Origin of the sequence: Pseudomonas ogarae (genome assembly GCF_014268695.2) — a bacterium.
GTDB classification, from domain to species: domain Bacteria; phylum Pseudomonadota; class Gammaproteobacteria; order Pseudomonadales; family Pseudomonadaceae; genus Aquipseudomonas; species Aquipseudomonas kilonensis.
The window spans coordinates 2673162-2696555 of the sequence record NZ_CP077086.1 but is presented as its reverse complement, the minus strand read 5'-3'; the positions used below and the strand labels follow the sequence as shown (position 1 = coordinate 2696555).

Sequence of the window (23394 nt, the reverse complement as noted above, 5' to 3'; positions counted from 1 at the left end):
CCCCCACTGCCAGCAGTGGGGGACTACGATTAAATACGATTGAGCAACCGGCCGCCGTCCACCGCCAACGAGATACCCGTGATGAAATTGGCTTCATCGGACGCAAGAAACAGGGCCGCGTTCGCAACATCCCAAGCGGTTCCCTGGCGGCCGAGCGGCACCTTGGCGTTGCGCTCCGCGCTGACCTGCTCACGCGTCTGGTTCCACGCTTGAATACGCGCCTCGACCGCCATCGGCGTCGAGATCAAGCCTGGCAGGATGCAGTTCGCCCTGATCCCATAAGGGGCATTTTGAAGCGCCAACTGCTCGGTGAAAGCAATGACACCCGCTTTTGTAGCCTTGTACGTTACGTAGGGATACTTACCCAATGCCGCCGCGGATGACACATTGACGATAACCCCGCCCCCTTGTTCACGCATGATTGCTACTGCGTGCTTACAAGCAAAGACGGTACCGCGAAGATTGATACGGCAAATGTTATCGAACTGATCTTCGGTGATGTCCATCAAGTCGCCGTCACCACCGGCGAGGCTGACCCCCACATTGTTGTGCAGGACATCCAGGGACCCCCAACGTTTTTTTGCCATCTGCATGGCAAGGGCCAACTCGTGTTCCCGGGTCACATCCGCAGAAAATGCTGCAGCGGAACCGCCCTCCTGAATGATCATCGCCGCAGTTTCCTCAGCGGACTCGATTTGCCGATCAACGGCCAGGACGTGCGCCCCTTCACGCGCAAATCGAATGGCCGCCGCTCGACCGTTACCCATGCCTTCGCCCGGACTTTGTCCAGCACCAATAACAACAGCAACTTTCCCGGCAAGCCGCCCTGCCGGTGTGTGCCCCTGCGTTTGATCCAGTGAGCTTGCCATTTCCGCCCTCTCTTATTTTCATGTAAGCGATTGAACTAACTGATAATTTCAAATAGTAGACTGGCACCAACGTCGTTTTCCTGAACAGGTGTCGACCCTCGACCTGCCATAGAGACGGTCAGGTAGGTAACGCCTGCGCCCGGACGGATGTCAAAATCGATACTATCACATGTTCTTATTATCGATACCTGTTCCAATCATCAGAACCACGAAAATCCAGACTGACTCTTTATCCAACAACATGATGCCTGTACAAATCGTGGTCATGCCGTTTTCGCGGTGCTATTATTAGTTCTATCTAGCAGCATCTGTTTCATTGATCGAAACCATAAATTTCCCACAAAAATAATAGGAGGGAAAAATGACATCGAACGCCACCATACTGATCGGCGGGGACTGCGGCCCCACGCATGGAGCGAAAGACGGCTTCCCGGTGGAGGGGTACACAGAACTCGTCCTGCCGACTCTTGCCTCGGCCGATATGCGTTTCATCAACTGCATGCGCACCTACTCGGATCGCACCGTGCGCGCAGACCATGCCCCTCAAGTCGGTCAGCCCGTTGAAATGGCTGCTATTTTCACCAATGGCAGGTTCGACGCGGTGACTCTGGCAAACAATCACAGCTACGACAGCGGCCCGGATGCCCTCGTGGATACCCGGGACTTTTTTGTCTCGCGCGGCATCCAGGTGACAGGCGCAGGTCGGGATCTGGAAGAAGCACGACGTCCAGCCATCATTGAACACGACGGCATCAAGGTCGGTTACTTGGGCTATACCTCGCTCGGTCCTGCCGGCAGCGAGGCAGGACTGCAAAAACCTGGCGTGACCAGTATCAAGGTCGATACCTCCTATGAAACACGAGGTCCCCACCAGCCCGTTCGCATTCGCACGGAACCTGACTCCAGCGACCTGGCGAACCTGGTCGAGGACATCAAGAAGCTAAAAGGTGAGGTAGACGTCGTTATCCTGGCTTTTCATTCCGGCGTCATCCGGCTGCCGCGCGTGATCTCCGATTACCAGGTGACCGTAGCCCATGCTGCCATTGATGCAGGTGCAGATATGGTGGTGTGCCACGCACCGCATATTCCCAAAGCGATCGAGATGTATAAGGGCAAAGCCGTCTTCTACAGTCTCGGCGTGTTCGCAATGACCAAGTCGTTTCCCGCGCCTTCATGGAGCGAGCCCGCCTGGTCTCACGGTGCGGTTCGCAATCACGCGGACCTCGATCCCGAATATCCTTTCATGCCCTACGGCAAGGCCTGTACGTTGAGCTTGCTCGCCAAAGCAGTGGCGACCAAAAACGGTATACAAAAGGTTTCGTTCCTTCCGATGGTCATGGACGCACGGTATCGGCCTGAAGTGCTGAATCACGACGATCCTCGATTCCAGGAAGTGCTTTCCTACTTGGAATGGGCCTCCGAAGACATGCCCCATCGATTTAGCGTCGAAGGCAATGAAATCATCGTGTCGGAGTAAATCATGGACCTGAAGATCAACGGAAAAGTGGCAGTCATCACCGCCGCCAGCGCAGGTTTAGGCAAGAACATTGCCCACGCATTGGCAGCCGAGGGCGTTCATGTGGTGCTGTTTGCACGTTCAGCGGACAAACTGGCCGCCATCGCCCAGGAAATAACGGCAAAGCATGGCGTGCGTGCAGTCGCCATTGCCGGCGACATGCGCGTCGCCGCTGATGTAAAGCGCCTCGCCGACACGGTGAACGCTACATTCAACGGCACCGACATCCTCGTCCTGAACACGGGACGAGCCCCCAATCCGCTGCGGGCGACGCTCGACGAAACGGAAGAGGAACGGTGGCAAGAGGCCTATCAAAATCAACTCTGGGGGACCATCCAGGTCGCCAAGGAAATGGTTCCTCAGATGCTCAAGAAGCAATGGGGTCGCGTCATCGCCATTACCTCGGCATCGGTGAAGCAACCCATGCCGCACCATAGCCTTTCAACCGTTTTTCGCGCAGGCGTCACCGCGTACATGAAACATCTCGCCAACGAGGTGGGCTCTTGCGGCATCACTGTCAATTGTGTAGCGCCAGCATTGATCGACACATCGCACCGCACCGGCACCGCCGCGTACACCCCGGAGCAGGCAGAAGCACGCCGCAAGCTTACGCCGCTCGGCCGCATGGGGGAACAAGACGAGGTCTGTGGCGTGGTCGCGTTTCTCGCATCCACACAGGCGGGTTTCATCACTGGATCGAGCATTAGCGTTGATGGCGGCATGATCGGTTCATTGCTTTAGCAATCAGGCAATACGCTCTCATCACACCCCAAGAACAATAACAGTATCTGCACCATTCCCCCTATACGTCGCATGCGTCGGTTGAATGGTCACAAGAGAGGCGACAGGCAATGAAAATCGGATACATCGGGCTCGGTGCCCTCGGCAGTCAACTCGCTCGTCGATTCCTGTCTCACTCGTTATGCGTGTGGGATATCAACACGGCCGCCGTCGACACATTCAAGAAACTGGGCGCTGACGTCGCGCCCACGGCGGCCGACCTGGCTCGCCGGTGTGACGTCATCTTCCTGTGCCTGCCACGCAGCTCGGACGTCAGGTCTGCGCTGTTCGGTCCAAACGGCCTCGCGGCCGGATTGGTGCCGGGGACGCTGATCATTGATCAAACAAGTGGCATCCCGGGCGAGACCAGACGTATGGCCGAAGAACTGACCGAACGCGGTATCGACATGATGGATGCTGCGGTGTCTGCAAGTCCTCTGGTCGTTGCCGAAGGCAAAGCCACGCTGATGGTTGCGGGCTCGGATACGGTTTACGAGCGTGCCCTCCCCGTTTTACAAGTTATTACCCAAACGATTTATCGTTGTGGCGACAGGGTCGGCGACGGCCAAGCCATGAAAATGGTCAACAACGCCATGAATGCTGGCTGTCGACTCGGGACCCTTGAGGTCGTGGCCATGGGCAAAAAAGCCGGCCTGTCACTGCCCCTGATGGCGGACGTGTTGAACCGCAACAAAGCGCGAAATCAAACCACAGACAGAATGCTACCCGCGCTTGCCCAGGGAAAACCCTCCACCAATTTCGCCCTCGCATTGATGCTCAAAGACGTCGATCAAGCCGTCGCGCTGGGAATGTCCAGGGATGTCCCGATGCCACTAACCGCTCTGGTCAGGGCATTGTTGCAAATCGGAACCAACACCCTGGGGCCAACTGCGCAGCTCGAAGACATGGTCGGGCTCATCGAAAGCATGGCGGCGACAAAACTGTACGACGGCGACGCCGTGAAGCTGACCACGGATGGCGCCCCTCAAGCGTGCCCTGAAGGTGACGCCATCGAGTTGGTCACAGGTGCGATCGCATCGCTATGCAGCGCGATTACTTATGAATGCACGGCGGCAGGCCTGCGATATGGGCTGGCATTGGAAGACATGGCACAGGTCCTGGAAAAGACATCGGGATGGAGTGAATCCTCTCGCTCTATTTATAACCAACTGTTATCCAGTCCCCCCCTGGACAACACGGCACTCTCGAGCGAAAAAACCATCCTCAAAGCGGCCTGTTTGCGCGGCAATGATCTTGGAGCTCCCATGTTGATCGCCAATGCTGCACGAAGCCTCTTCGAGCAAGCGGATCATCAGATCAGCGATCCAGTCCCGATAAAAGACTTGAGCACGTTCTACAGCTCTATTTCCGCGGTTCAGTTCAAGCCCTCCTCCAACTGCAATTGATTGGCGGCTCACGAATAGTGAGCGTGGAATCGATCGAGGTCTATATGAAAACCAAAATCTGTCCCGATGCGGCGGTAAGCCAGCGGCACCTTCTGCAGGAAACAAGCCCACGCTCGGCTACCTGCCTGGTCCGGCAAACCTCGCCAACCTATTAACAAATAGTGAACGCGTATTGCTTTTAAACCCCAGCAACACGCGTCTTTCTAACATAACCTTCGTTAGCGGATTGCGTCATCGCAGAAACGCTTTTCACAAACATTACGCTCGCTGACCACCAAGATTCATCTGGCGAAAATGCAACATTGATCCACGCCTCGAACATCTCTAAGGCCTGATGGCGAAGCAACACTGTTTCATCCTGCAGTCTTGATGCATCAGCTTTGCATCAACTAATAAAAACCATCCTGTCACAGGAGAAGACGCATGACGAAGACGAAAACGACCAGCTCTCGGCGATCGCTAGCCGCTGGCGCTATCGGGAACTTCGGTGAGATCTACGATTTCGCTGTATTCGGGTTCTCAATACCCATTTTATCCGTTCATTTTTTTCCCGGCTCAGATCGAACTGCCGCGCTTCTGAGCACGTTCGCAGTCTATGCAGTAGCCTTCGTAGCCCGCCCCCTGGGTGGCTTGATGTTTGGCTATCTGGCGGACCGCCTTGGCCGTATCAGGGTCATGGCGATGACCGTTTGGCTCATGGCACTAGGCACCGCGATCATCGGGCTGCTTCCGACCTATGCAACCATCGGGATCGCCGCACCGTTACTGCTGTTGCTCTGTCGAATCGCACAAGGCTTGGCACTGGGTGGCGAAACGACCGGCTCGACCAGCTACATCGTCGAGTCGGCACCGGAAAACCGCAGAGGATACTGGCTTGGCTTCACGCTGATTTTCTCTCACCTGCCCAACGCCGTCGTGGCTGGTTTGGTCGTCGCACTCCAGCTTGGAGCGGGGGATCAAGCGTATTCAGACTGGGCGTGGCGCATCCCTTTCCTTCTTGGAGGCATTATCGGAGTTGTCGGGTTCTGGTTGCGCCGCAACATCGATGAGCCTGAAGAGTACAAGCAAGCCCGCCAGGCCAGTAAAGCCAGCAAAATCAAAAAAAATCCGCTGATAGCGGCCATTCGCTGCGGTGGATTGAGGGGTATGTTGCACGTGTTCATGGTCCAACCGGTTTTTTCGGTAGGGGCTTACCTATTGCTCGGCTTTATGTACACCTTTCTAATTGAGGTCGGGAAGCTGGATTCCACCTCGGCTTTGATCTCAAACGCCATCGCCGTCATCGTACTTTCAGCCCTACTTCCGTTAGGAGGTTTATTGAGCGATCGGTTTGGCCGCAAGCGAGTACTGACATTTGGTGCGGCATGGATAGCACTCTCGGCATATCCGGCCATGTACTTGGCTGCCTCGGGTTCCTTCGCTAGCGCTGTGGCCGGGCAAACACTCCTCGCTGCCGGATTGGGGATTTATGGGGCAGCCAGCTTTGTGGCCGCAGCGGAATTTTTCCCGACATCGTTCCGTGCAACCGGACACGCCATTTCCTATCAGACAAGTGTCGCGATGTTCGGCGGAACGTGCCCATTGATCGCTGCGTACCTGTCCCAGGCGTTTGGCTCCCCGCTGGCGCCGGCCTTTTACGTCACGTTGATTGCCGTGCTCTGTCTGATCACAACTCAGTTTGTTCCTGAGACTCGTGGAATAAACCTGCGCACCTCGGTGGGCAACAAGACAAGCAACAAGGCGAGTGAATTGCCGCAGCCCCAGAAAGCAATGCGGCAAGAGCTTTCTACATAACCCTTTTTTGCAGTCAACTGATCGCTGAGCGGCTCAAGATGTGCGCGGACTGAAAACAGTCCGCCTCATCGGCTGAGCCGCCGAACATATCGCACCCGAACAGGATCGGGTGTAAAGGCGACTACCGCTCCAAATTGGCCGTTTGCCCGTCCTCCCTGTTTATGGGCTTAACAATGAAAATAAAAAACAAGCTTGTGCTGACGTTCGTATTGGTCGCGTTTATACCCGTGAGCTTGGTCGCAGTGATTTCGGTGACTAACACACGAACGCTGGCAGTTGATCAGTTTATGGATGGCAGTACGCGGGAAATACGTCAGATCGATGGCAACATTCGCCAGTTTTTCGACGCCAGCCAGCAAAATGTGGATCAAATGGCAACCGATCCAGTTTATGTATCGGTTGGCGCGCTGAAGAACTACCAGACCGGCGATGCCGCCAGCCGGCCATTGCCTCCTGCGGCCCAGCAACTGATCGAAAGGTTTGCGCATTACGGTGCGGCCCACCCGTCCGCGGCGATTCTCTCCATCGGCCTGGAGGACGGCTCCTATGCCAAATGGCCAGATGATCCTCAGCTGGCCAACTACGATCCGCGTTCACGCCCTTGGTATAAAGCGGCGATGGCGAGCCCTGGAAAAACCGTACGAACACCCGCTTTTTATCCAGCCTATGATTACGGTAAGGAAGATGCAGCACTGGTGGGGACAGCCAGGGCAATGATCACGAGCGATGGCATCGTCAAAGGTGTGTTAGCCGTGAACGTGTCTTTGAAAAACCTCACCGAGCTGGTCAAAAGCATCAAGCTTGGCGAAAGCGGCTACGTGATGTTGATCGAGGACGGAATCGTCCTGGTAGACCCCCGCAACACGACGCATAGCTTCAAGCCGCTCAAGGACCTGGGCGAGGCCTATGCAAAGTTGGCCGCCATCCCGCAGGGATCAACCGAGGTTGAACTCAATGGGATCCCTTACATGGCCAACGTCTGGACGTCGCCTGATCTTGGCTGGCGCTATATCGGCTTGATCGAGCGCAGTGAAGTCATGAGCGCGGCCACTCGCATGACCTACCTCACCGCCCTCATCGTGGGAGGATTGACAGTCATTTTTGCCCTGGTCGCCGTGGCATTTTCCAAGTCCATCGTCAAACCCATCAGCCAGGTCAGCACCGGACTGCAATCGATCGCACAGGGCGAGGGAGATCTGCGTCGCGAACTAGAGTTTCAGGGTAACGACGAAACCGCTGAGCTGGCAGGCTGGTTCAATAAGTTTCTCACCGCCATACGTCAGTTGATCCAACACATCGGCGCCGCATCGAGCAATCTGCAAAATGCCTCGAGGGTTAACAGCGAGGTTGCCAACAACATGAACGAGGCCGCCGGAAGACAGCGCGAAGCGGTGGAATTAGTGTCGACCGCGTTCAACGAGATGGTCGCAACCGCCAATGAGGTGGCCCGCTCATGCAGCGGCGCAGCAGAGTCCGCCGAGAACGGACATCGCCGTGTGGCGGAGGGCAAGCAGCAGATCGAGATCACCACGGACAACGTGAATCGCCTGGGACGCCGTCTGACCGAGTCGTCGCAGTCCATGACAGAGCTCGAAGCCGGCAGCCGCAGCATCAACCAGATCCTTGGCACCATTCGCGCCATTGCCGAGCAAACCAATCTGCTGGCCCTGAATGCAGCCATCGAAGCCGCCAGGGCGGGTGATCAAGGTCGAGGATTTGCAGTGGTGGCAGATGAAGTCAGAGCACTGGCCAAACGCACATCCGATTCGACCGGCGAAATCGAGCAACTGCTCGGCGCCCTAGGCAGCAAGACCCAGGAGGTGATGGGCAAAATGGGAAGTTGCCTTGAGCTTTCGCGAGCCAGTGTGTCGTCCATCGAAAGCACCCGGGACAGCTTTGAAGGCATCCAATTGTCGGTCAATGAAATAAGGGATCAAAACCTGCAGATATCCGCCGCCGCTGAAGAGCAGCATAGCGTGGCCGAAGAGATCAATCGGCATATCCAGCAGATTTATGACGAGGCTCGGCTGGTGGAGAGCTTGGCCAACTCTGCACAGGATGACTCCGGCAAGTTGTCGAGTCTGTCAGATGAACTGAACGGTCTGGTGGGACGCTTCAAATCGTGAACCGTCGTCGTTCGCCTGGAAGTCCCAACTGGTCCCTTCGCATGGAAGTGACCAGCGGAGCGTTTCGTTCTCGCGATGAGCCAATGTCAAGACATCCAGGCTTGAGGTCAGGCGCACATCATCAGTCGGATGTAGGGGCGGGCAAGGCCACCTCTCCACCGAATTGTCGCGATATGACTTCGGCACCTTTGACTGCCAACTCGATAAACTCCTTTTCATTCATGTTCATTCGGACAGTCGGTGCCCCCACCGACAAGCAATAGTGCACTTCTTGATTGACGTCCTTGATGGGTACCGAGATCGCCGAGATGCCTAACAGCCGTTCGCCATGGGAAACGGCATAACCCTGCTCCCGGATCATGGCGAACTCTTCAAGCACCGCGCCATTGGTGCGCTTCGTCGCTTTGGCAACATTTTTGACTAACGGGGTGAGCTGGGCTTTGGGCATATAGGCCATCAAGACCTTTGAAGCAGACCCTACCAACAAGGGAATCTGTTCACCCGCCTGGACCACCGCGCGCAACGGTGCCGAGCTGGTCGTGACCGAGTCGAGACAGACTCGATTGCGATCACTCACCGCATGGATGGAGACTGTTTCTTCAGTCTGCTCAGCGAGCTCTTGCAATACAGGTCGAGCGATCTCACGAATACCCAGGGTACTTTTTACCAGGCCAGCCAAGCGCGTGAACCGGAAGGACAAGCAATATTGCTGCTCAAGACGTACCAGGTAGCCAGCCTTTTCAAGACTCTGGACAATACGAAACGTCGTCGACTTCGGTAGCTCGATACGGTCTGCAATGTCTTGAAGCGTAAGGCTGCTGCGGTCTGAACTAAAGCTTTCGAAAACTGCCAAGATACGTTGCACAGAGCGCATCATTCTTGAAAAACCCCATCAAAATCGTTGATCGTAACGATCCTCCTCGACACGAAATGCTTCATTCGCCAACAAACGAGAATCAGTCTCAAAATAACATACTAGCATGACGCTATTTCACTCGCCAACTTCAGTTCCACCCACCGAACTCGAGAACGGAGGCACATCGAGACGGCTGGCGACCGCGCCTTGTTCAGTCGGGCACCGTTACCAGTTGCGTGCCCAGCCAACGTTTATCCGAAACCAACGTGCGAACGACGTCAGCCAAAACAACACGTGCTGCCAAACCCGCCGGCGACAACTCATCGTCCGACAAACTGGCGACTTGATTCAAGCGGGTAAAATTGAACTCGGAAATGGGTACCGTATCGAAACGGTCTTTATCATGCCTTGCAAGTGCCGCGCTAGGTTGCACCGTCATCCCCAAGCCCGCCCCCACCGCGTCCATGAGTATCGCAAGCCCGTCGATTTCCGCGATGACGTTCATCGTGCAGCCTTCTCTTTCAAAAGCATTGTTTATCAGCGCCCTGAGGCCGTGCGTACTGCCGGGCAATATAAGGGGGACGTTGGAAAGCTCACTGATTGACAGCGATTCACTCTTGCGGACCAGGGAAAAGTCAGCTGCGGAAATAGCGAAAAGACGTTCATTTACCAGCGGTTGAGTGCTGAATCTGCGCCCATGATCAGCGCCAAACAATATCGCAAGATCGATCTGTCTAGCACTCAGCATCCGCTCCAGGTTGCCCGATAACGCCTCGACAATACGAAGGGAAATATCCGGGTATCGCTCTCGCATCGCCTCCATGAACGGCAGTGCAACGACGCCTGAGGTGGATGGAGCCAATCCCACCGTGACATGCCCGGCGAACCGTCCAGTCCTGGCCGCGTGGGCCGCATCCTCTGCGTTGCGCAACACCAGTTGTGCTCGATGCCAGAATGCCAATCCGGCGCTGGTGGGCTGCACGCCGCTCTTCTTTCTTAGCAGCAACCGAACGGACAGTTCATTCTCCAGTCGACTGATTTGTTGACTGAGGGCCGAGGTGACAACATCGAGTTCAAGCGCTGCTCGCCCCATGCTTCCACACTCAACTACCCGGACAAAGTAGCGCAGTTGACGCAGTTCCATCGGACACCTCCACTATCACAACGATGCCTGGACCGGTCGGTCCAGGCACGACACGCTATTTGCCGATAAAACGCGGTTTCCTTTTTTCCTTGTAAGCTTTGATGGCCTCCTTGTAATCATCCGTGGATTGCACCACGGCCATCTGCGCAGCCACCGACTCCAAGCTCGTCCGTAAATCGGTCCGCAGCGATTGGTATAGCAGCTTCTTTATGCTGCGTTGCTGGATGGGAGGGCCATCCGCCAGGCGTGTAGCAAAATCCAGCGTTTGCTGCATGAGCTCGTCATCACTGAATACTCGGTTGACGATGCCCAATGCCAACGCCTCCTCAGCACTGACGAAATCGCCCGTCCATAATAATTCCAGGGCTTTCGCGGTACCGACTATGCGCGGCAGCAAATAGCAACCGCCATTTCCAGGGATCAGGCCAACACGAATATAAGCCTCAGCAAATCGAGCCGACTCTGATGCGAAACGCATATCGCACTGCAACGAAAGATCCATGCCCGCCCCCACCGCCGCGCCGTTTACCGCCGCAATGAGTGGCTTTTCAAAGCTCTCGATCGCTAATGCCACCTGGTGGGTGACTTTTTGCAATCTGATTTTACGCTCGAGCGGCGTTGGATCCCCCTCTGCGCTTTCGGCGGCCCGACGGCCCAGGTCGCCTCCGGAGCAGAATGCATCACCGGCACCGGTGATGACGAAACAACCGATGTCATCATTTTCATCGGCAGCCAGCAATGCAGTGCGAAGTGAATCCAGCATGCTCTCGCTCAAGGCGTTCTTTTTTTCGGGCCGGTTTAGCTTGGCTACCATGACCCGGCCAACGGTACTGACTTCTAGATCAGACATCATATTCCCTCAGTTCGATATGGACACGCCGCCCGTGCAAAACCACACTCGTTGCCCGCTGCGCTATTGCTCGGCCTGAGCCAGTGCACGGTGTCGTGCATGCTCGTCCCGAGCCTGCAACAATGCAGCTCTCAGCGAACGATTGAGCCACCGCTTGTTTTCGGCAAACGTGCGCGGGTTCTTTGCCCCCAACGCCTGCCCCAGCGCCGAAGCTTTCAAATGGAGTTCGTCTCGCAGGGCTACCTCGCGGACCAGCCCTCTCGCCAATGCTTCGGTAGCCTTCATCGCCCTGCCGCTCTGAATCAGATCAAGCGCCAAAGCGCGTCCGCCGATGACCTCTAAAATGTTCGCACCCGAGAAGGTGGCGATACCCAAATCAATTTCGGGCAGCGACAGTTTCGCGGTATCGACCGCGACACAGGCATCCGCCAAGAGCGCAAGCATCGCGCCACCTCCCGTCGCGGTACCATTGAGCACTGTGACAACTGGCTTGGGACAGTCCATCACGGCGTCCTGCAGCGCCGCCAACGCTAACGACCTTCGTTCACGCTGGCGTGCCGTATCACCGTCCGCCGGTTGTTCACGAATATCGACCCCTGCGCAGAACACGCGCTCACCAGACCCGGTCAACATCACCGCGTTTATCTGCGGGTCATCAGTGGCCGCCTGCAGTGCAGCCGTCACACGCTCCATCATATCCACCGTCATCGCATTCGCCTTGGCGACACGATTAAGAGTGATCCACAGGAGCGACTCATGTCGCTCAACCGTCAACTCGCTGGCTAGTTCATCCACGGACATCTTCCTCTACGTGCTTGTTGTTATTTCATCGAGACACACGACACGAGTTCTACTGGGGAGTCTTTTGTCCCGACACAAACATGTCCGCGAAAAACTCTTCCTCGGGGAGGTTGCGTAATGTCACAAAATCCTGCCTTGCCGATTGCACGACGACGGGCGCTCCACAGGCATAGACCTGATGTTGGGAAAGATCCTCGTAATCTTCCATGACTGCACGGTGAACAAAGCCGACCCGACCTTCCCATAGGTCGTCGGGGTGCGCTTCTGACAGGACAGGTATGAACGTGACGTTGTGACTTTTCGTCCAAGCCTCGGCAACGGAACTCAAATACAGATCCGAAGCCCTTCGCCCGCCCCAATAGAGAGTTATTTCACGACTCGATGCTTTTTCAAGTTCACGCTCAATCATGGCTTTGATCGGTGCGAACCCTGTGCCGCTGGCAACGAAGACCATTGGTTTGCTACTGTCTTCACGCACAAAAAAAGTACCTAGTGGGCCTTCAAGGCGCACCAGGTCGTTTTCTTTCATGACATTGAAAACGTGTTGGCTAAACGGGCCACCGTAATTCCTGAGATGCAATTCCAACACGTTGTCGTCGGGCACATTTGCCAGCGACAAACTGCGACGAATACCGCCTGGCATCACGACGTTGATATATTGCCCAGGCAAAAACCTGAAAGACTCCTTGGCAGGGAGGCGCAGGCGAATTCTCATCACATCCTCGGCCAGGCGCTCGAGACGATCGACACGGGAAACAAGCCGTCGAATAGGGATGTCTTGTGTTGCTTCCACCACCTCGCAGGCGATCGTCAATGCGGTTAAAGCCTTTGCCTGGCACAGGAGCGCGTATCCCTGCTGCCGGTCCTCGCTGGAAAGTATCGCCATGCTGGACTCCGCATGATCGACCACCCCGTCGAGTACTTTGGCCCGACAGGTTCCGCAGATGCCATTTTGACAACTGTAGGGCAGTTGACACCCGCTTTTGAGGGCGGCAGCAAGTATCGTATCGTCTTGCTGCACCTCGAACGTGCGGTCGATAGGCTTCACATTGACCCGATGCGTCAATGTGGCGGACAGACTGTCATTCATAGCGATTCACCCCTTTACAGAATGTTTTGTACATTGCTCTTTCTCGCGACAAGCTTGGGGGCGGTTCATTAACCGCGCACAATCAAGGCGTCCGCGGCAATCACACCGTGCGGCAATACAAACATTGGATTGATGTCGATTTCGGCTATATCGCTGCGCTGCTCCCAGGCAAACTGCGATAACGCCACCAACGCGCGGGCAACAGCATCGACGTCAAGGGGAGGCGCGCCCCGAACCCCGTTCATGATCACGCTGCATTGCAATTCATCGAGCATTTCCATAGCGGTTGGCACGCCGAAAGGGGCGATTCGACACGCGGAATCCTTCAGTACTTCCGCATAAATCCCACCTGCGCCGACTACCACCACTGGGCCAAATGAAGGATCCTTGACCACCCCGGCAATCAGTTCGAAGCCACCTGTCACCATCTCGGAAACGAGGACACCTTCAATGTGGGCGGCAGGCACATGCCGTTGCGCGTTGGCTAACACCTGCTCGATCGCTGACTCCAGTTCCTGGGCTGTCCGAATGCCGACCTTTACGCCGCCTATTTCGGTTTTGTGCGCAATGTCCGCAGAGACAATCTTGACGACTAGGGGCGCTTTGACTTTGTCGAACAGCGCAGCGTCAAAACCCTTCACGATCAGGTCGGTTGTGACGGGGATACCGATGGAACGCAGCATTTCCTTGGACTCGACCTCGGACAACGATGCCCGACTGCCAACGGCGGTGCTAAGCGGTACAGAAGCTCGCTCTACTTTGAGCCCCTCATCCTCTTGCATCTGCAAAATGCGCGATTGAGTCCGCTTGAATCGCATCAGCATTGCGATAGCTTTGGCGGCTCGCGACGGCGAAGGCAACACCGGAATTCCCGCATCAGCGAATACACGCAGCGCCTCTGCAACCTGAACGCTGGGGGCTGAGGAAAAAACCAGGATCGGCTTCGACGCCGACGCGGCAATTCGGGCCAATACCTGGGCTGCCGCCAGGCTGCCAGAGGCGCCTGTGGTTGCCAGGTTAATGCAAAGCGATCCTACGGCAGGGTCTTCAAGCGTCGCGCTTACAGCGGCTTCCAACTTCTGCGCATTGGCCGCTGAAAAATACCCTGCGGTAAGGTCGATTGGATTATGGACGGCCCCGATGTTAGGTACGACCGCCAGCAGCTTTTGCTGGGTATCGTTACCAAGTTCACACAAGGTCAGACCTTCAGGCTCACCCGCATCTGCGAATACAATCGCAGACCCGCCCGATACCCCCATCACCGCGACACCCCCATTGTCCGGGTATTTTTTGCTTTCCAATGCCTTGAGGAAATCCACTGCTTCATGGATCTCTCTGATCTCGACGATCCCCGTTTGCTTGAACAGGGCACGATAGAAATCATAGACACCCGTCATGCTGGCGGTATGCGATGCGGCCGCTAGTGCGCCCTGCTCGGTGACGCCCCCCTTCCACAGCAGGATCGGCTTGCCGCGCGCCGTAGCCTTGCGGCCGATTTCCAACAGCGCACGACCGTCATTGGTTCCCTCGATATAGGCGACGATGGTGTGTGTCTCGTCATCATCAAGCAGCGCCTCAATGAGCTGTACCGTGTTGACATCGCTTTCGTTGCCCGTCGCGATGACATGCCGGAAACCAATACCGGCTTCGGCACATGCAAGGGCGATGCTGTAGCCGAATCCCCCACTCTGCGTCACCAGCGATACCGACCCTTTCTCGAGTTTCGGTTCACGCGTAATGCTGCCGAATGCGGCGTAGACACGAGAATGGATGTTGGCGAAACCGAGGCAGTTGGGCCCGATAATACGCATGCCCGCCGCCCGGGCAATCACGAGCATTTTCTCCTCACGGAGAATCCCTTCCGGACCGCTCTCTCGAAAGCCACCGCTCAGAACCACCGCAAAAGGAACCTTCTTCTGCGCACTCGATTCCAGCACGGCTAAAACGCCCTGCGCAGGAACGCCAACCACCACGAGGTCGACGTCGCCTTCGATATCGGCAACGGACCCATAGCACTTCAAACCTTCAAAGGTTTCGTATTTGGGATTCACCGGATAGATCGCGCCGGTGTATCCATTGCTCATCAGAGCTCTTACGGCCTGAGAGCCGGGACGTCCCGCATCCTCCGACACGCCTACAACCGCAATCGAACGTGGTTCAAGCAAGTTTTTGTAATTATTCATATCGGTACTGAAGCCCTTGATCGCTATCGAAAATCGGGAGACGAGGTAAAGAGATGCAGTCGTTTCTCTGCTCTCCCCAAAAGCAGAGCTGCCACGGTGCACTGTCGTCCGCAGCCAGACGAAAGTCAATTATTTTTGGAATAGGTTTCAATGAATGAAACCACAAACACCATCTTACACAAGCTTGCACCGGCGCTAACTCAGCACGAATCTGCCACTCACAAGTTTCACCTATTGAAACTTGTGCTAATTATCAAAACACATGCTAGTATGATTTTGCGTCGACCGAGGGCACGCTACGGCCTCGTATGGACGGTTGATTTGTCCTGCATACATGCAGATTCAATAGGAGCATTGGTGATGATTTACACGCGCAGTGGGGCAGACGCCCTTGCAAATCGGAGCGTTATCGTTTCGCCCGGTACCGGAAACCAGCATTGGGGAACGACCTTCTTTGGCCCGCGGAGCTCTCAAGGGCGGGCCCCAGGCCCTCAGGCGACAATGTCTGAACTCAGAGCACACGAAGCAGTAGTGCCCCATTTCCACGGGGTGTCGATGTTTCAGTTGTTCATCGCTGGCAGTGGCACACTGGGTAATCGCGGTCAGGTGCTGGAACCGCTCACCGTCCAGTTCAAAGACCATCACACGGCTTACGGTCCGATCGTGGCGGGCCCGCAAGGGCTGTCCTTCGTCGCCATGCGGATGTACACCGGAAACTCCCAACCGGTCTATTTGAGTGAACCTGGCTACCGGGAACAACTGCGTCCCAGCAAACGCCGGCACCTGACGTCCGAGCCCATCAAGTTCTCCATTGCCCCTGTGATGCAGGCCCGCGAAGAAGCGAGTTGGGAACTGCTTTTTGAAGATGAGGCAGATGGCCTGCGCGCTCAGGTATTACGATTGGGCGCTGGTATGAAGGTGGACGGTCCGCCCCCTGGTATTGCATCGGGTTATTACGTTTTCGTCGGAAACGGCAGCGTGCTGCATGGCGAAGAGGAGCTTCCTCTCTGGTCCATGATCGTCGTGGAATCAACTGAGGAAAAGTTCGAGATCCAAGCAGGCGACCAAGGTGCCGAGGTCCTCGTGCTCCAGTACCCCCGGGAAGAGATTTGAAGTAGGGGCCCCTCCGGCGGACTGACACTCGCTGGTCGTGTGCCCAACGTTAACGCGTAAGAAATACAGCTTCACCCTATCAAACAATAAACAAGTCTACGCCCCTGAGGGGGAGTAAAAGGCTTTGCACAATGGAGTTCGTTATGAGCATTGGCGTAACGTTCAATTTCAAAGGGCTGGTCGTGCCGATATCCGGCGCGCCCCCCAGCCGGCTATTCGCTACGACCGCTTTACCCACGCTGACACAACTCGACATGCCTGCACCGCACACAGCGATAAACACGACAAGCATTCATGTCTGTAGGAAACATTCGGATAGAAAAAGCACCAGTGTTCATGGAGCGCTCAAAAAACTCCAGCTCCGCAGCCTGCTGGCCTGTCTGGCCATTGGCGCCGCCAGCGTCGCTACAGGCGCATACGCCGGGCCACTCCCCCCCTCTTCAGCATTGGCCTACGACAAGCAGACCCAAGGCCCAGTACCCATCCCGGTATCGGAACGAGGCCTTCCAACGGTTACTGCTCAAACCTGGTTCAAAGCATCCAACGAAGGACGGATACTGGAAGGCGCCATATTTGACCGCGAGGGCAACCTGCTTTTCTGTGATGTTTCGGGTAAACGCGTACTTCGCCTCTCGCCGACCAAACAGCTTTCAATCGTAGCCACGATAGAGAACCTCTCCCCTGGCGGACTGGCATTTCATCCCGACGGACGTCTGTTCATCGCGGCTCTCGATCTGAACCGCAACCTCGGCGCGATTTTCGCGGTCAAACCCGATGGCACGGGAATGCAAACCATCATCGCGCAAGACGCCGGATTCATGCCCAATGACTTGGCGTTCAACAAACAGGGCGGTTTCTACTTCAGTGATTTCAAAGGTATCTCGACCGAGCCAAAGGGCGGGATCTATTACGTTTCTCCCGATCTTTCGCCTCCCGTTGTCGTCTTGCCGCATCTCTCGATGGCCAACGGCGTTACGCTAAGTCCAGACGGAAAAACGCTGTGGGCAACCGAATTTGGCCGCAACCTTCTGCATCGCATCGACCTGGCCAACGCTACTACCATCGCCACCATCAGTTCGTCCATCCCCTACCGTTTCACGGGGCCCTCCCCCGATTCGATGCGGGTCGACGCCGATGGCAATGTCTATGTGGCGATCTATGGGCAAGGTCGTGTAATGGTCTTTAACCAGATCGGTATCCCGATTGGTCAGGTGCTGCTGCCGGGGCGCGAACAAGGGCACAACCTGCTATCGACTAGCCTCGCCATTGATCCCAATACGAACACCTTGTACTCCGTCACCAGTGATGGAGATAAGGGGCAAGGAGCGACAATATTCAGTGCCAAGGTGTTCACCCATGGCTTGCCTCCGGCGTCATTCAAATGAGCCGCCTCAATGCTTGTTCCCAACACGTGTGTCCTATTGATCACATGGAGAAACCCTTATGACCCCTATTGGCGCAGAGCCTGACTCTTTGAATGCCAAGCGCGATACGACAAAAGCTTCGCGATGGGTATGTCGTATCTTTGCCATTGTATTACTGATACTCGGCCTGGCCCTTTCCATTGGCGGTGTCATCTTGGTTGCGGACGCAGGTTCTGCGTACTACCTGATCACCGGGCTGGCCTTCATCACAAGCGGTGTATTTCTCTGGCGCGGTGATGCGCGAGGGGTTTGGGTCTATGCCGCAATGCTGGTCTGGACCACGGCCTGGAGTTTGTGGGAGGTGGGTTTTAACGGTTGGCAACTGGCGCCCCGGCTCATTGGTCCGTTCGTTCTCGGCGCAGTTCTTCTGCTACCGCATTTCACCCGACTCACGCCTGCGCCGAACACCCGGAAGCTTCCGCGCGGCTGGCCATCGTTTGCCGGCGGCCTGGTCGCTGCAATCGCCTTGGGGAGCGTCAGTCACGCTTTCGGACCTGACGCACCGGACTTTCCGATGTTGAGACGCGGCTTGCAATCGCAGGCGCCAGCGAAACTGCCTGAATCAATGGCCAACAACGAACGTACCGACTGGCAAGCCTACGGCAACGACCAGGGTGGAACCCGCTTCAGTCCGCTAGCAGACATTGACACAACCAACGTCTCGAAGCTGGTCAAAGTCTGGGAAGCCGACATGGCACCGGTGAACGGCGATCTCAACGCCATCGAAGGCACCCCCATCATGATGGGTAGTTCCCTGTACGCGTGTGATGGCAATAACGGTATCCATGCATTCGATGCGGAAACCGGCAAAGAATTGTGGCGCCGCGACATTTCCAACGGCGTACCGCAGTCGGGCAAACCTTGTCGGGGTGTGGCGTACTACAAAGTGCCCGACGCCAATGGTTTTTGCTCAGAGCGCATCTACGCCCCCAGCCACAACCCCACGCTGGTGGCACTGGATGCGAAAACCGGTGAATATTGCCCAGGGTTTGGTAACAACGGCGCGGTCGATCTGACAAAGGGCGTCGCACCTTACCCACATGGCTTGTTCTACGTCAGCTCGGCACCGCAAGTTATCCGCGGCAAGATTGTCGTCGGTGGTGGCATTCCCGACGGGCAATATTGGGGTGGTCCGTCCGGCGTCATCAGGGCGTTTGATGCGGTGACAGGCGAACTCGCCTGGGCCTTTGATGCCGGCGCGCCGAATCGTCTCGGCCTGCCACCTGAAGGGCAGTATTACACGCCTTCCACGCCCAACAGCTGGGCCCCCATCAGCGCGGATGAGAAGCTCGGTCTCGTCTATTTGCCAGTGGGCAACGCGACACCTGATGCTTACGGTGGGCAGCGCCGTCCCTATGACGAGGATATCTCCAGTGCGGTGATCGCTCTCGACGCGGAGACGGGTCGACTGCGCTGGAAATTCCAGGCCACGCACCACGACATCTGGGATTATGACGTCGCTTCTCAGCCCACTCTGTTGAATTGGCCTACCGCAAAGGGCATGCGGCCAGCACTGATCCAACCGACCAAGCGCGGCGAAATTTTCGTGCTCGACCGCGAGACTGGCGAACCGATCAAGGCGGTGGAAGAACAGCCTGTGCCTCAGCGTGACATTGCCAAAGGCGAATGGCTGTCCCCTACCCAACCTGCCTCTGTCGAGCTCCCTGCTTTCAGGGGGCCTCAACTGCGCGAAAAAGACATGTGGGGTGCGACGCCGATCGACCAAATGGTTTGCCGGATCATGTTCAAACAATCGCGCTACGAGGGCCAATTCACGCCCATCACGCTCGACAAGAATGTCTTGATCGATCCCGGTTCAATGGGTGGTGTGAACTGGAATGGCATCTCGCTGGACGTTGATCGCGGGCTGATGATCGTCAACTGGACTCAGGTCCCTGACCGAATCGAATTGGTAACACGCGAAGAAGCAACACAACGCAATTTCAAGATTGCACCTGGTCTGGACGCAGGGGGACAAGCAGAGCAGCCTATGCTTGACACGCCATACGGCGCTTATCGGGTCAACTTCCTTTCGCAGCTTGGCATTCCTTGCAATGCGCCACCTTGGGGCCTGATTGGCGCTGTTGATCTTGTCAGTGGCAAGCTCATCTGGTCCAAGCCATTCGGCTCACCGCGTGACATTGGTCCGTTCGGTCTGCCGACCCTGGTTTCCATCCCGATCGGTACACCGACCGCCGGTGGCGCCGTGACGACCCGTGGCGGCCTGGTATTTATCGGCGGTGCAGCAGAGCATACGTTCCGTGCCCTGGATGCAGCCACCGGCCGGGAGCTGTGGAGCAGTCGTCTGGCCACCAGCGCCAATGCCACGCCCATGACCTACCGCAGTCCGGTCAGCGGAAGGCAATTTGTGGTGGTCGCCGAGGGTGGGCGTCCGCATTATCGTACGAAGCCTGGTTCGAAGCTGGTTGCCTTTGCAATTCCAGACAGCAAGTGATCGCTGCTGACAATAGCTGATCGACTAAGGAGCCAGTCCATCGTGACCTGTCTCCAAAGTCTTGGATTGGGCAAATCTGCCTGTCTTTGAAATGGGCTATATCCATTTCAATATCAAAGCGCCCGATGCACTTGCATCGGGCGCTTTGTATTTCTGGGAGCGTGGTAATTCCTGCCACATACCCCTCTGCACAGAAACATCACCCTTCACTAAAACTGAAGCCCTCACCTCTAAATCCGCCTTTCGCCGCGATGAGCCCATCCCTATGGTTAATCCACTGGCGGCAGTCACTTCGCCCTGCCAGTGAATCGAGGAGATACGATGGTCGACGTTCTGGTGATAGGTGGCGGCAACGCTGCGTTATGTGCCGCATTGATGGCACGAGAGGCAGGCGCCAGCGTAATGCTGCTGGAAGGCTCGCCGAAAGTATGGCGCGGCGGAAATTCGCAGCACACGCGCAACCTGCGCTGCATGCACGATGCGCCTCAGGATGTGCTGGTCGATGCCTATCCCGAAGAAGAATATTGGCAGGATCTGCTTAAAGTCACCGGTGGCCTTACCAACGAGAAACTGGCGCGCATCGCCATTCGTGCCTCGTCATCTTGCCGTGATTGGATGCGTTCACATGGCGTGCACTTTCAGCCGCCCTTGTCGGGTGCTCTTCATGTGGCTCGCACCAACGCGTTTTTCATGGGCGGCGGAAAGGCACTGGTCAATGCCTACTTTCGCAGCGCCGAACGCCTGGGCGTGAAGATCCGTTATGACGCTCAGGTCACTAACATAGAACTGGAAAACGGTGCTTTCGTCGCAGCTCACCTGGCCGAACGCGAGGTAGATGGACAACGATTGCCAGCGGAGCGTATCGAAGCACGCGCCTGCGTCTTGGCTGCTGGCGGGTTTGAATCCAACCGCGAATGGCTACGGGAAGCTTGGGGGCAAAACGAGCGCGGTGAATGGCCATCGGACAACTTCCTGATTCGCGGCACCCGCTTCAATACTGGTGTGTTGTTGCGACGGATGCTCGATCTTGGCGCCGATGCAGTCGGCGACCCGACTCAGGCGCATATGGTGGCCATCGACGCACGGGCTCCGCTTTACGACGGCGGTATCTGTACCCGCATCGACTGCGTATCCCTGGGCGTGGTTGTCAACCGCGATGGCGAACGGTTTTACGATGAGGGTGAGGATTTCTGGCCCAAACGTTATGCGATCTGGGGCCGTCTCGTTGCAGGACAACCCAACCAGCAGGCCTACTCGATTATCGACCAACAGGCACTTGGCCGCTTCATGCCGCCGGTGTTCCCTGGAACCACAGCACGGACGTTGCCAGAACTTGCTCGCCTGTTGAACTTGCCGCAAACGCAGTTCGTTAAAACCATCGAAGACTACAACAACGCTTGCCATGTCGGCACGTTCGACCACACCACGCTCGATGACTGCCATACCGAAGGGCTTGCTCCCGCCAAGACTCACTGGGCAAGGCCGCTCACCAAACCACCCTACTACGCCTACCCCCTCAAGCCAGGTGTCACCTTTACCTATCTCGGCTTGGCGACCGACGAAACGGCCGCCGTGCACTTTGATGGCAAGGCCAGCCCGAACCTGTTTGTCGCCGGAGAAATGATGGCTGGCAACGTACTGGGCAAGGGTTATACCGCGGGTATTGGCATGGCCATCGGTACCGCCTTCGGACGAATCGCCGGCGTACAGGCCGCGCTTTGTGCGGGGTTTGGTCTTTCTCCTGTGAACTCGGAGCTTCAATATGCAGCTGTTTGATCCCCAGGTATCCAGCCAACTGATCCCGGTCCTCAACCTGCAGGAAACCGAAGTCGAACGGCAGATGACCATTTGTAATGCCTGCCGCTATTGCGAAGGTTTCTGTGCCGTATTCCCCGCAATGACCCGGCATCTGGAATTCGGTCAGGCCGACATTCATTACTTGGCGAACCTTTGCCACAACTGCGGCGCGTGCCTGTCGGCCTGCCAATACGCTGCCCCGCACGAATTTGCAGTCAACGTACCCAAAGCCATGGCCAAGGTACGGCTGGAAACCTACACCAATTACGCCTGGCCGCAGCCACTGGGTAAATTGTACCAACGCAACGGCCTTACCTTGGGGCTGGCTTCAGGCGCTGGGTTGGCGCTGTTCCTGTCGCTTACCTTGATGATCATGGGCAACCTGTTCGTTGCCATGCCAGGCGGTAACTTCTACGGGATTTTTCCACACAACACGTTGGCACTGATGTTCAGCGCGGTGTTCGGTTTTGCCGTGTTGGCCCTGGGTATCGGCGTGCGTCGATTCTGGCGCGAAATCTCACCCGCCGAGGCACCTCTGCCGTTGAAAGCCAGTGCAGCACTGGAGGCCGGCGCCAACGTCGCACAACTCAAGTACCTGGACGGCGGACATGGGGAAGGCTGCAACAACGCCGACGACGCATTCACCCTATGGCGCCGCCGCTTTCACCACCTCACCTTCTATGGGTTCATGCTGTGCTTCGCAGCCACAGGCGTTGCCACTCTCTATCATTTTTTGCTGGATTGGTCGGCCCCCTACCCGGTTTTAAGCCTGCCAGTGCTACTCGGCATTTTCGGTGGCGTAGGTCTGCTGATCGGCCCAGCAGGTTTGCTCTGGATGAATCTGCGGCGTAACCCGCAACAAGGGGACGAGAATCAGAAACCGATGGATCGTGGCTTCATCGCGCTTCTGTTCCTGGTCAGCGCTAGCGGTCTTGCATTGCTTGCCGGGCGCGAAACCAGCGCGTTGGGCTTATTGCTTGCGATCCACCTGGGTCTGGTCATGGCTTTCTTTCTGACCATGCCCTATAGCAAATTCGCCCACGGCATATTCCGCAGCGCTGCGTTGCTGAAATACACCATTGAAAAACGCCAACCCAACCCGATCAGTGCGGCCGGCGAATGACCGGTATTTTCAAGAGCGTACCGACGGCATCATCGGCACCGCTAAGTTGAAAGCAACCTTCATGGCA

General features: G+C 56.4%; 17 protein-coding genes and 1 pseudogene. 11 read left to right on the top strand and 7 right to left on the bottom strand.

What is annotated here, in order from left to right:
• Positions 1-29 precede the first annotated feature (29 nt).
• Positions 30-869, bottom strand: coding sequence for an SDR family NAD(P)-dependent oxidoreductase (locus HU749_RS11985; protein WP_013692821.1), 840 nt, complete (start codon positions 867-869; stop codon positions 30-32).
• 361 nt (positions 870-1230) lie between these two features.
• Here HU749_RS11985 and HU749_RS11980 point away from each other — a divergent pair, with 361 nt between their 5' ends.
• The 6 genes and pseudogenes from HU749_RS11980 to HU749_RS29590 all read left to right on the top strand — a co-directional run bounded on the left by HU749_RS11980 (position 1231) and on the right by HU749_RS29590 (position 8491).
• Positions 1231-2346, top strand: a complete 1116-nt coding sequence (locus HU749_RS11980) for a CapA family protein (protein ID WP_186652247.1) — start codon at positions 1231-1233, stop codon at positions 2344-2346.
• Positions 2347-2349: 3 nt separating this feature from the next.
• The gene (locus HU749_RS11975; RefSeq protein WP_095058152.1) at positions 2350-3126 is read left to right on the top strand and encodes an SDR family oxidoreductase; all 777 of its coding nucleotides are present in this window, start codon (positions 2350-2352) and stop codon (positions 3124-3126) included.
• 110 nt (positions 3127-3236) lie between these two features.
• Complete coding sequence (locus HU749_RS11970; protein ID WP_013692818.1) at positions 3237-4571, top strand: NAD(P)-dependent oxidoreductase; 1335 nt, start codon at positions 3237-3239, stop codon at positions 4569-4571.
• A gap of 423 nt (positions 4572-4994) precedes the next feature.
• Entirely contained in the window at positions 4995-6365 is a 1371-nt protein-coding gene (locus HU749_RS11965; protein WP_013692817.1) for an MFS transporter, read from the top strand.
• 161 nt (positions 6366-6526) lie between these two features.
• Positions 6527-7636: pseudogene (locus HU749_RS29595) on the top strand (cache domain-containing sensor histidine kinase); the annotation flags it as partial.
• Between the two features lie 87 nt (positions 7637-7723).
• Complete coding sequence (locus tag HU749_RS29590) at positions 7724-8491, top strand: methyl-accepting chemotaxis protein (RefSeq protein WP_371856347.1); 768 nt, start codon at positions 7724-7726, stop codon at positions 8489-8491.
• Positions 8492-8612: 121 nt separating this feature from the next.
• Here the strand turns inward: HU749_RS29590 and HU749_RS11955 are convergent, their stop codons facing one another.
• From HU749_RS11955 to HU749_RS11930, 6 genes are all read right to left on the bottom strand, one after another.
• Complete coding sequence (locus tag HU749_RS11955; RefSeq protein WP_013692815.1) at positions 8613-9365, bottom strand: IclR family transcriptional regulator; 753 nt, start codon at positions 9363-9365, stop codon at positions 8613-8615.
• A gap of 193 nt (positions 9366-9558) precedes the next feature.
• Positions 9559-10491, bottom strand: coding sequence for a LysR family transcriptional regulator (locus HU749_RS11950; protein WP_013692814.1), 933 nt, complete (start codon positions 10489-10491; stop codon positions 9559-9561).
• A 55-nt stretch (positions 10492-10546) separates the two neighbouring features.
• Entirely contained in the window at positions 10547-11341 is a 795-nt protein-coding gene (locus HU749_RS11945; protein ID WP_013692813.1) for an enoyl-CoA hydratase/isomerase family protein, read from the bottom strand.
• A 63-nt stretch (positions 11342-11404) separates the two neighbouring features.
• Positions 11405-12142, bottom strand: coding sequence for an enoyl-CoA hydratase/isomerase family protein (locus HU749_RS11940; RefSeq protein ID WP_041931140.1), 738 nt, complete (start codon positions 12140-12142; stop codon positions 11405-11407).
• 49 nt (positions 12143-12191) lie between these two features.
• On the bottom strand, positions 12192-13232 hold the full coding sequence (locus HU749_RS11935) for a CDP-6-deoxy-delta-3,4-glucoseen reductase (protein WP_186652245.1): 1041 nt from the start codon (positions 13230-13232) through the stop codon (positions 12192-12194).
• Positions 13233-13300: 68 nt separating this feature from the next.
• Entirely contained in the window at positions 13301-15415 is a 2115-nt protein-coding gene (locus HU749_RS11930; protein ID WP_186652243.1) for an acetate--CoA ligase family protein, read from the bottom strand.
• Between the two features lie 555 nt (positions 15416-15970).
• Here HU749_RS11930 and HU749_RS11925 point away from each other — a divergent pair.
• The 5 genes from HU749_RS11925 (at position 15971) to tcuB (ending at position 23327) form a co-directional block, all read left to right on the top strand.
• Positions 15971-16528: a hypothetical protein gene (locus tag HU749_RS11925; RefSeq protein ID WP_013692809.1), complete on the top strand. Its 558-nt coding sequence runs from the start codon at positions 15971-15973 to the stop codon at positions 16526-16528.
• Between the two features lie 143 nt (positions 16529-16671).
• Positions 16672-17913: an SMP-30/gluconolactonase/LRE family protein gene (locus HU749_RS11920; protein ID WP_013692808.1), complete on the top strand. Its 1242-nt coding sequence runs from the start codon at positions 16672-16674 to the stop codon at positions 17911-17913.
• A 58-nt stretch (positions 17914-17971) separates the two neighbouring features.
• The gene (locus HU749_RS11915; RefSeq protein ID WP_186652241.1) at positions 17972-20407 is read left to right on the top strand and encodes a pyrroloquinoline quinone-dependent dehydrogenase; all 2436 of its coding nucleotides are present in this window, start codon (positions 17972-17974) and stop codon (positions 20405-20407) included.
• Between the two features lie 321 nt (positions 20408-20728).
• Positions 20729-22183, top strand: coding sequence for an FAD-dependent tricarballylate dehydrogenase TcuA (gene tcuA / locus HU749_RS11910; RefSeq protein ID WP_186652239.1), 1455 nt, complete (start codon positions 20729-20731; stop codon positions 22181-22183).
• Positions 22170-23327 carry a tricarballylate utilization 4Fe-4S protein TcuB gene (tcuB, locus tag HU749_RS11905; RefSeq protein ID WP_013692805.1) on the top strand — a complete coding sequence of 386 codons (1158 nt, stop codon included), beginning with the start codon at positions 22170-22172 and terminating at the stop codon, positions 23325-23327. The genes tcuA and tcuB overlap by 14 nt, the downstream gene beginning before the upstream one ends.
• The last annotated feature ends 67 nt before the right edge of the window (positions 23328-23394 follow it).

What these genes read in the sequence shown, in the direction of transcription:
- HU749_RS11985 (WP_013692821.1), bottom strand. Translation starts at nt 869, where the DNA reads ATGGCAAGCTCACTGGATCAAACGCAGGGGCACACACCGGCAGGGCGG.
- HU749_RS11980 (WP_186652247.1), top strand. Translation starts at nt 1,231, where the DNA reads ATGACATCGAACGCCACCATACTGATCGGCGGGGACTGCGGCCCCACG.
- HU749_RS11975 (WP_095058152.1), top strand. Translation starts at nt 2,350, where the DNA reads ATGGACCTGAAGATCAACGGAAAAGTGGCAGTCATCACCGCCGCCAGC.
- HU749_RS11970 (WP_013692818.1), top strand. Translation starts at nt 3,237, where the DNA reads ATGAAAATCGGATACATCGGGCTCGGTGCCCTCGGCAGTCAACTCGCT.
- HU749_RS11965 (WP_013692817.1), top strand. Translation starts at nt 4,995, where the DNA reads ATGACGAAGACGAAAACGACCAGCTCTCGGCGATCGCTAGCCGCTGGC.
- HU749_RS29590 (WP_371856347.1), top strand. Translation starts at nt 7,724, where the DNA reads ATGAACGAGGCCGCCGGAAGACAGCGCGAAGCGGTGGAATTAGTGTCG.
- HU749_RS11955 (WP_013692815.1), bottom strand. Translation starts at nt 9,365, where the DNA reads ATGCGCTCTGTGCAACGTATCTTGGCAGTTTTCGAAAGCTTTAGTTCA.
- HU749_RS11950 (WP_013692814.1), bottom strand. Translation starts at nt 10,491, where the DNA reads ATGGAACTGCGTCAACTGCGCTACTTTGTCCGGGTAGTTGAGTGTGGA.
- HU749_RS11945 (WP_013692813.1), bottom strand. Translation starts at nt 11,341, where the DNA reads ATGTCTGATCTAGAAGTCAGTACCGTTGGCCGGGTCATGGTAGCCAAG.
- HU749_RS11940 (WP_041931140.1), bottom strand. Translation starts at nt 12,142, where the DNA reads ATGTCCGTGGATGAACTAGCCAGCGAGTTGACGGTTGAGCGACATGAG.
- HU749_RS11935 (WP_186652245.1), bottom strand. Translation starts at nt 13,232, where the DNA reads ATGAATGACAGTCTGTCCGCCACATTGACGCATCGGGTCAATGTGAAG.
- HU749_RS11930 (WP_186652243.1), bottom strand. Translation starts at nt 15,415, where the DNA reads ATGAATAATTACAAAAACTTGCTTGAACCACGTTCGATTGCGGTTGTA.
- HU749_RS11925 (WP_013692809.1), top strand. Translation starts at nt 15,971, where the DNA reads ATGTTTCAGTTGTTCATCGCTGGCAGTGGCACACTGGGTAATCGCGGT.
- HU749_RS11920 (WP_013692808.1), top strand. Translation starts at nt 16,672, where the DNA reads ATGAGCATTGGCGTAACGTTCAATTTCAAAGGGCTGGTCGTGCCGATA.
- HU749_RS11915 (WP_186652241.1), top strand. Translation starts at nt 17,972, where the DNA reads ATGACCCCTATTGGCGCAGAGCCTGACTCTTTGAATGCCAAGCGCGAT.
- tcuA (WP_186652239.1), top strand. Translation starts at nt 20,729, where the DNA reads ATGGTCGACGTTCTGGTGATAGGTGGCGGCAACGCTGCGTTATGTGCC.
- tcuB (WP_013692805.1), top strand. Translation starts at nt 22,170, where the DNA reads ATGCAGCTGTTTGATCCCCAGGTATCCAGCCAACTGATCCCGGTCCTC.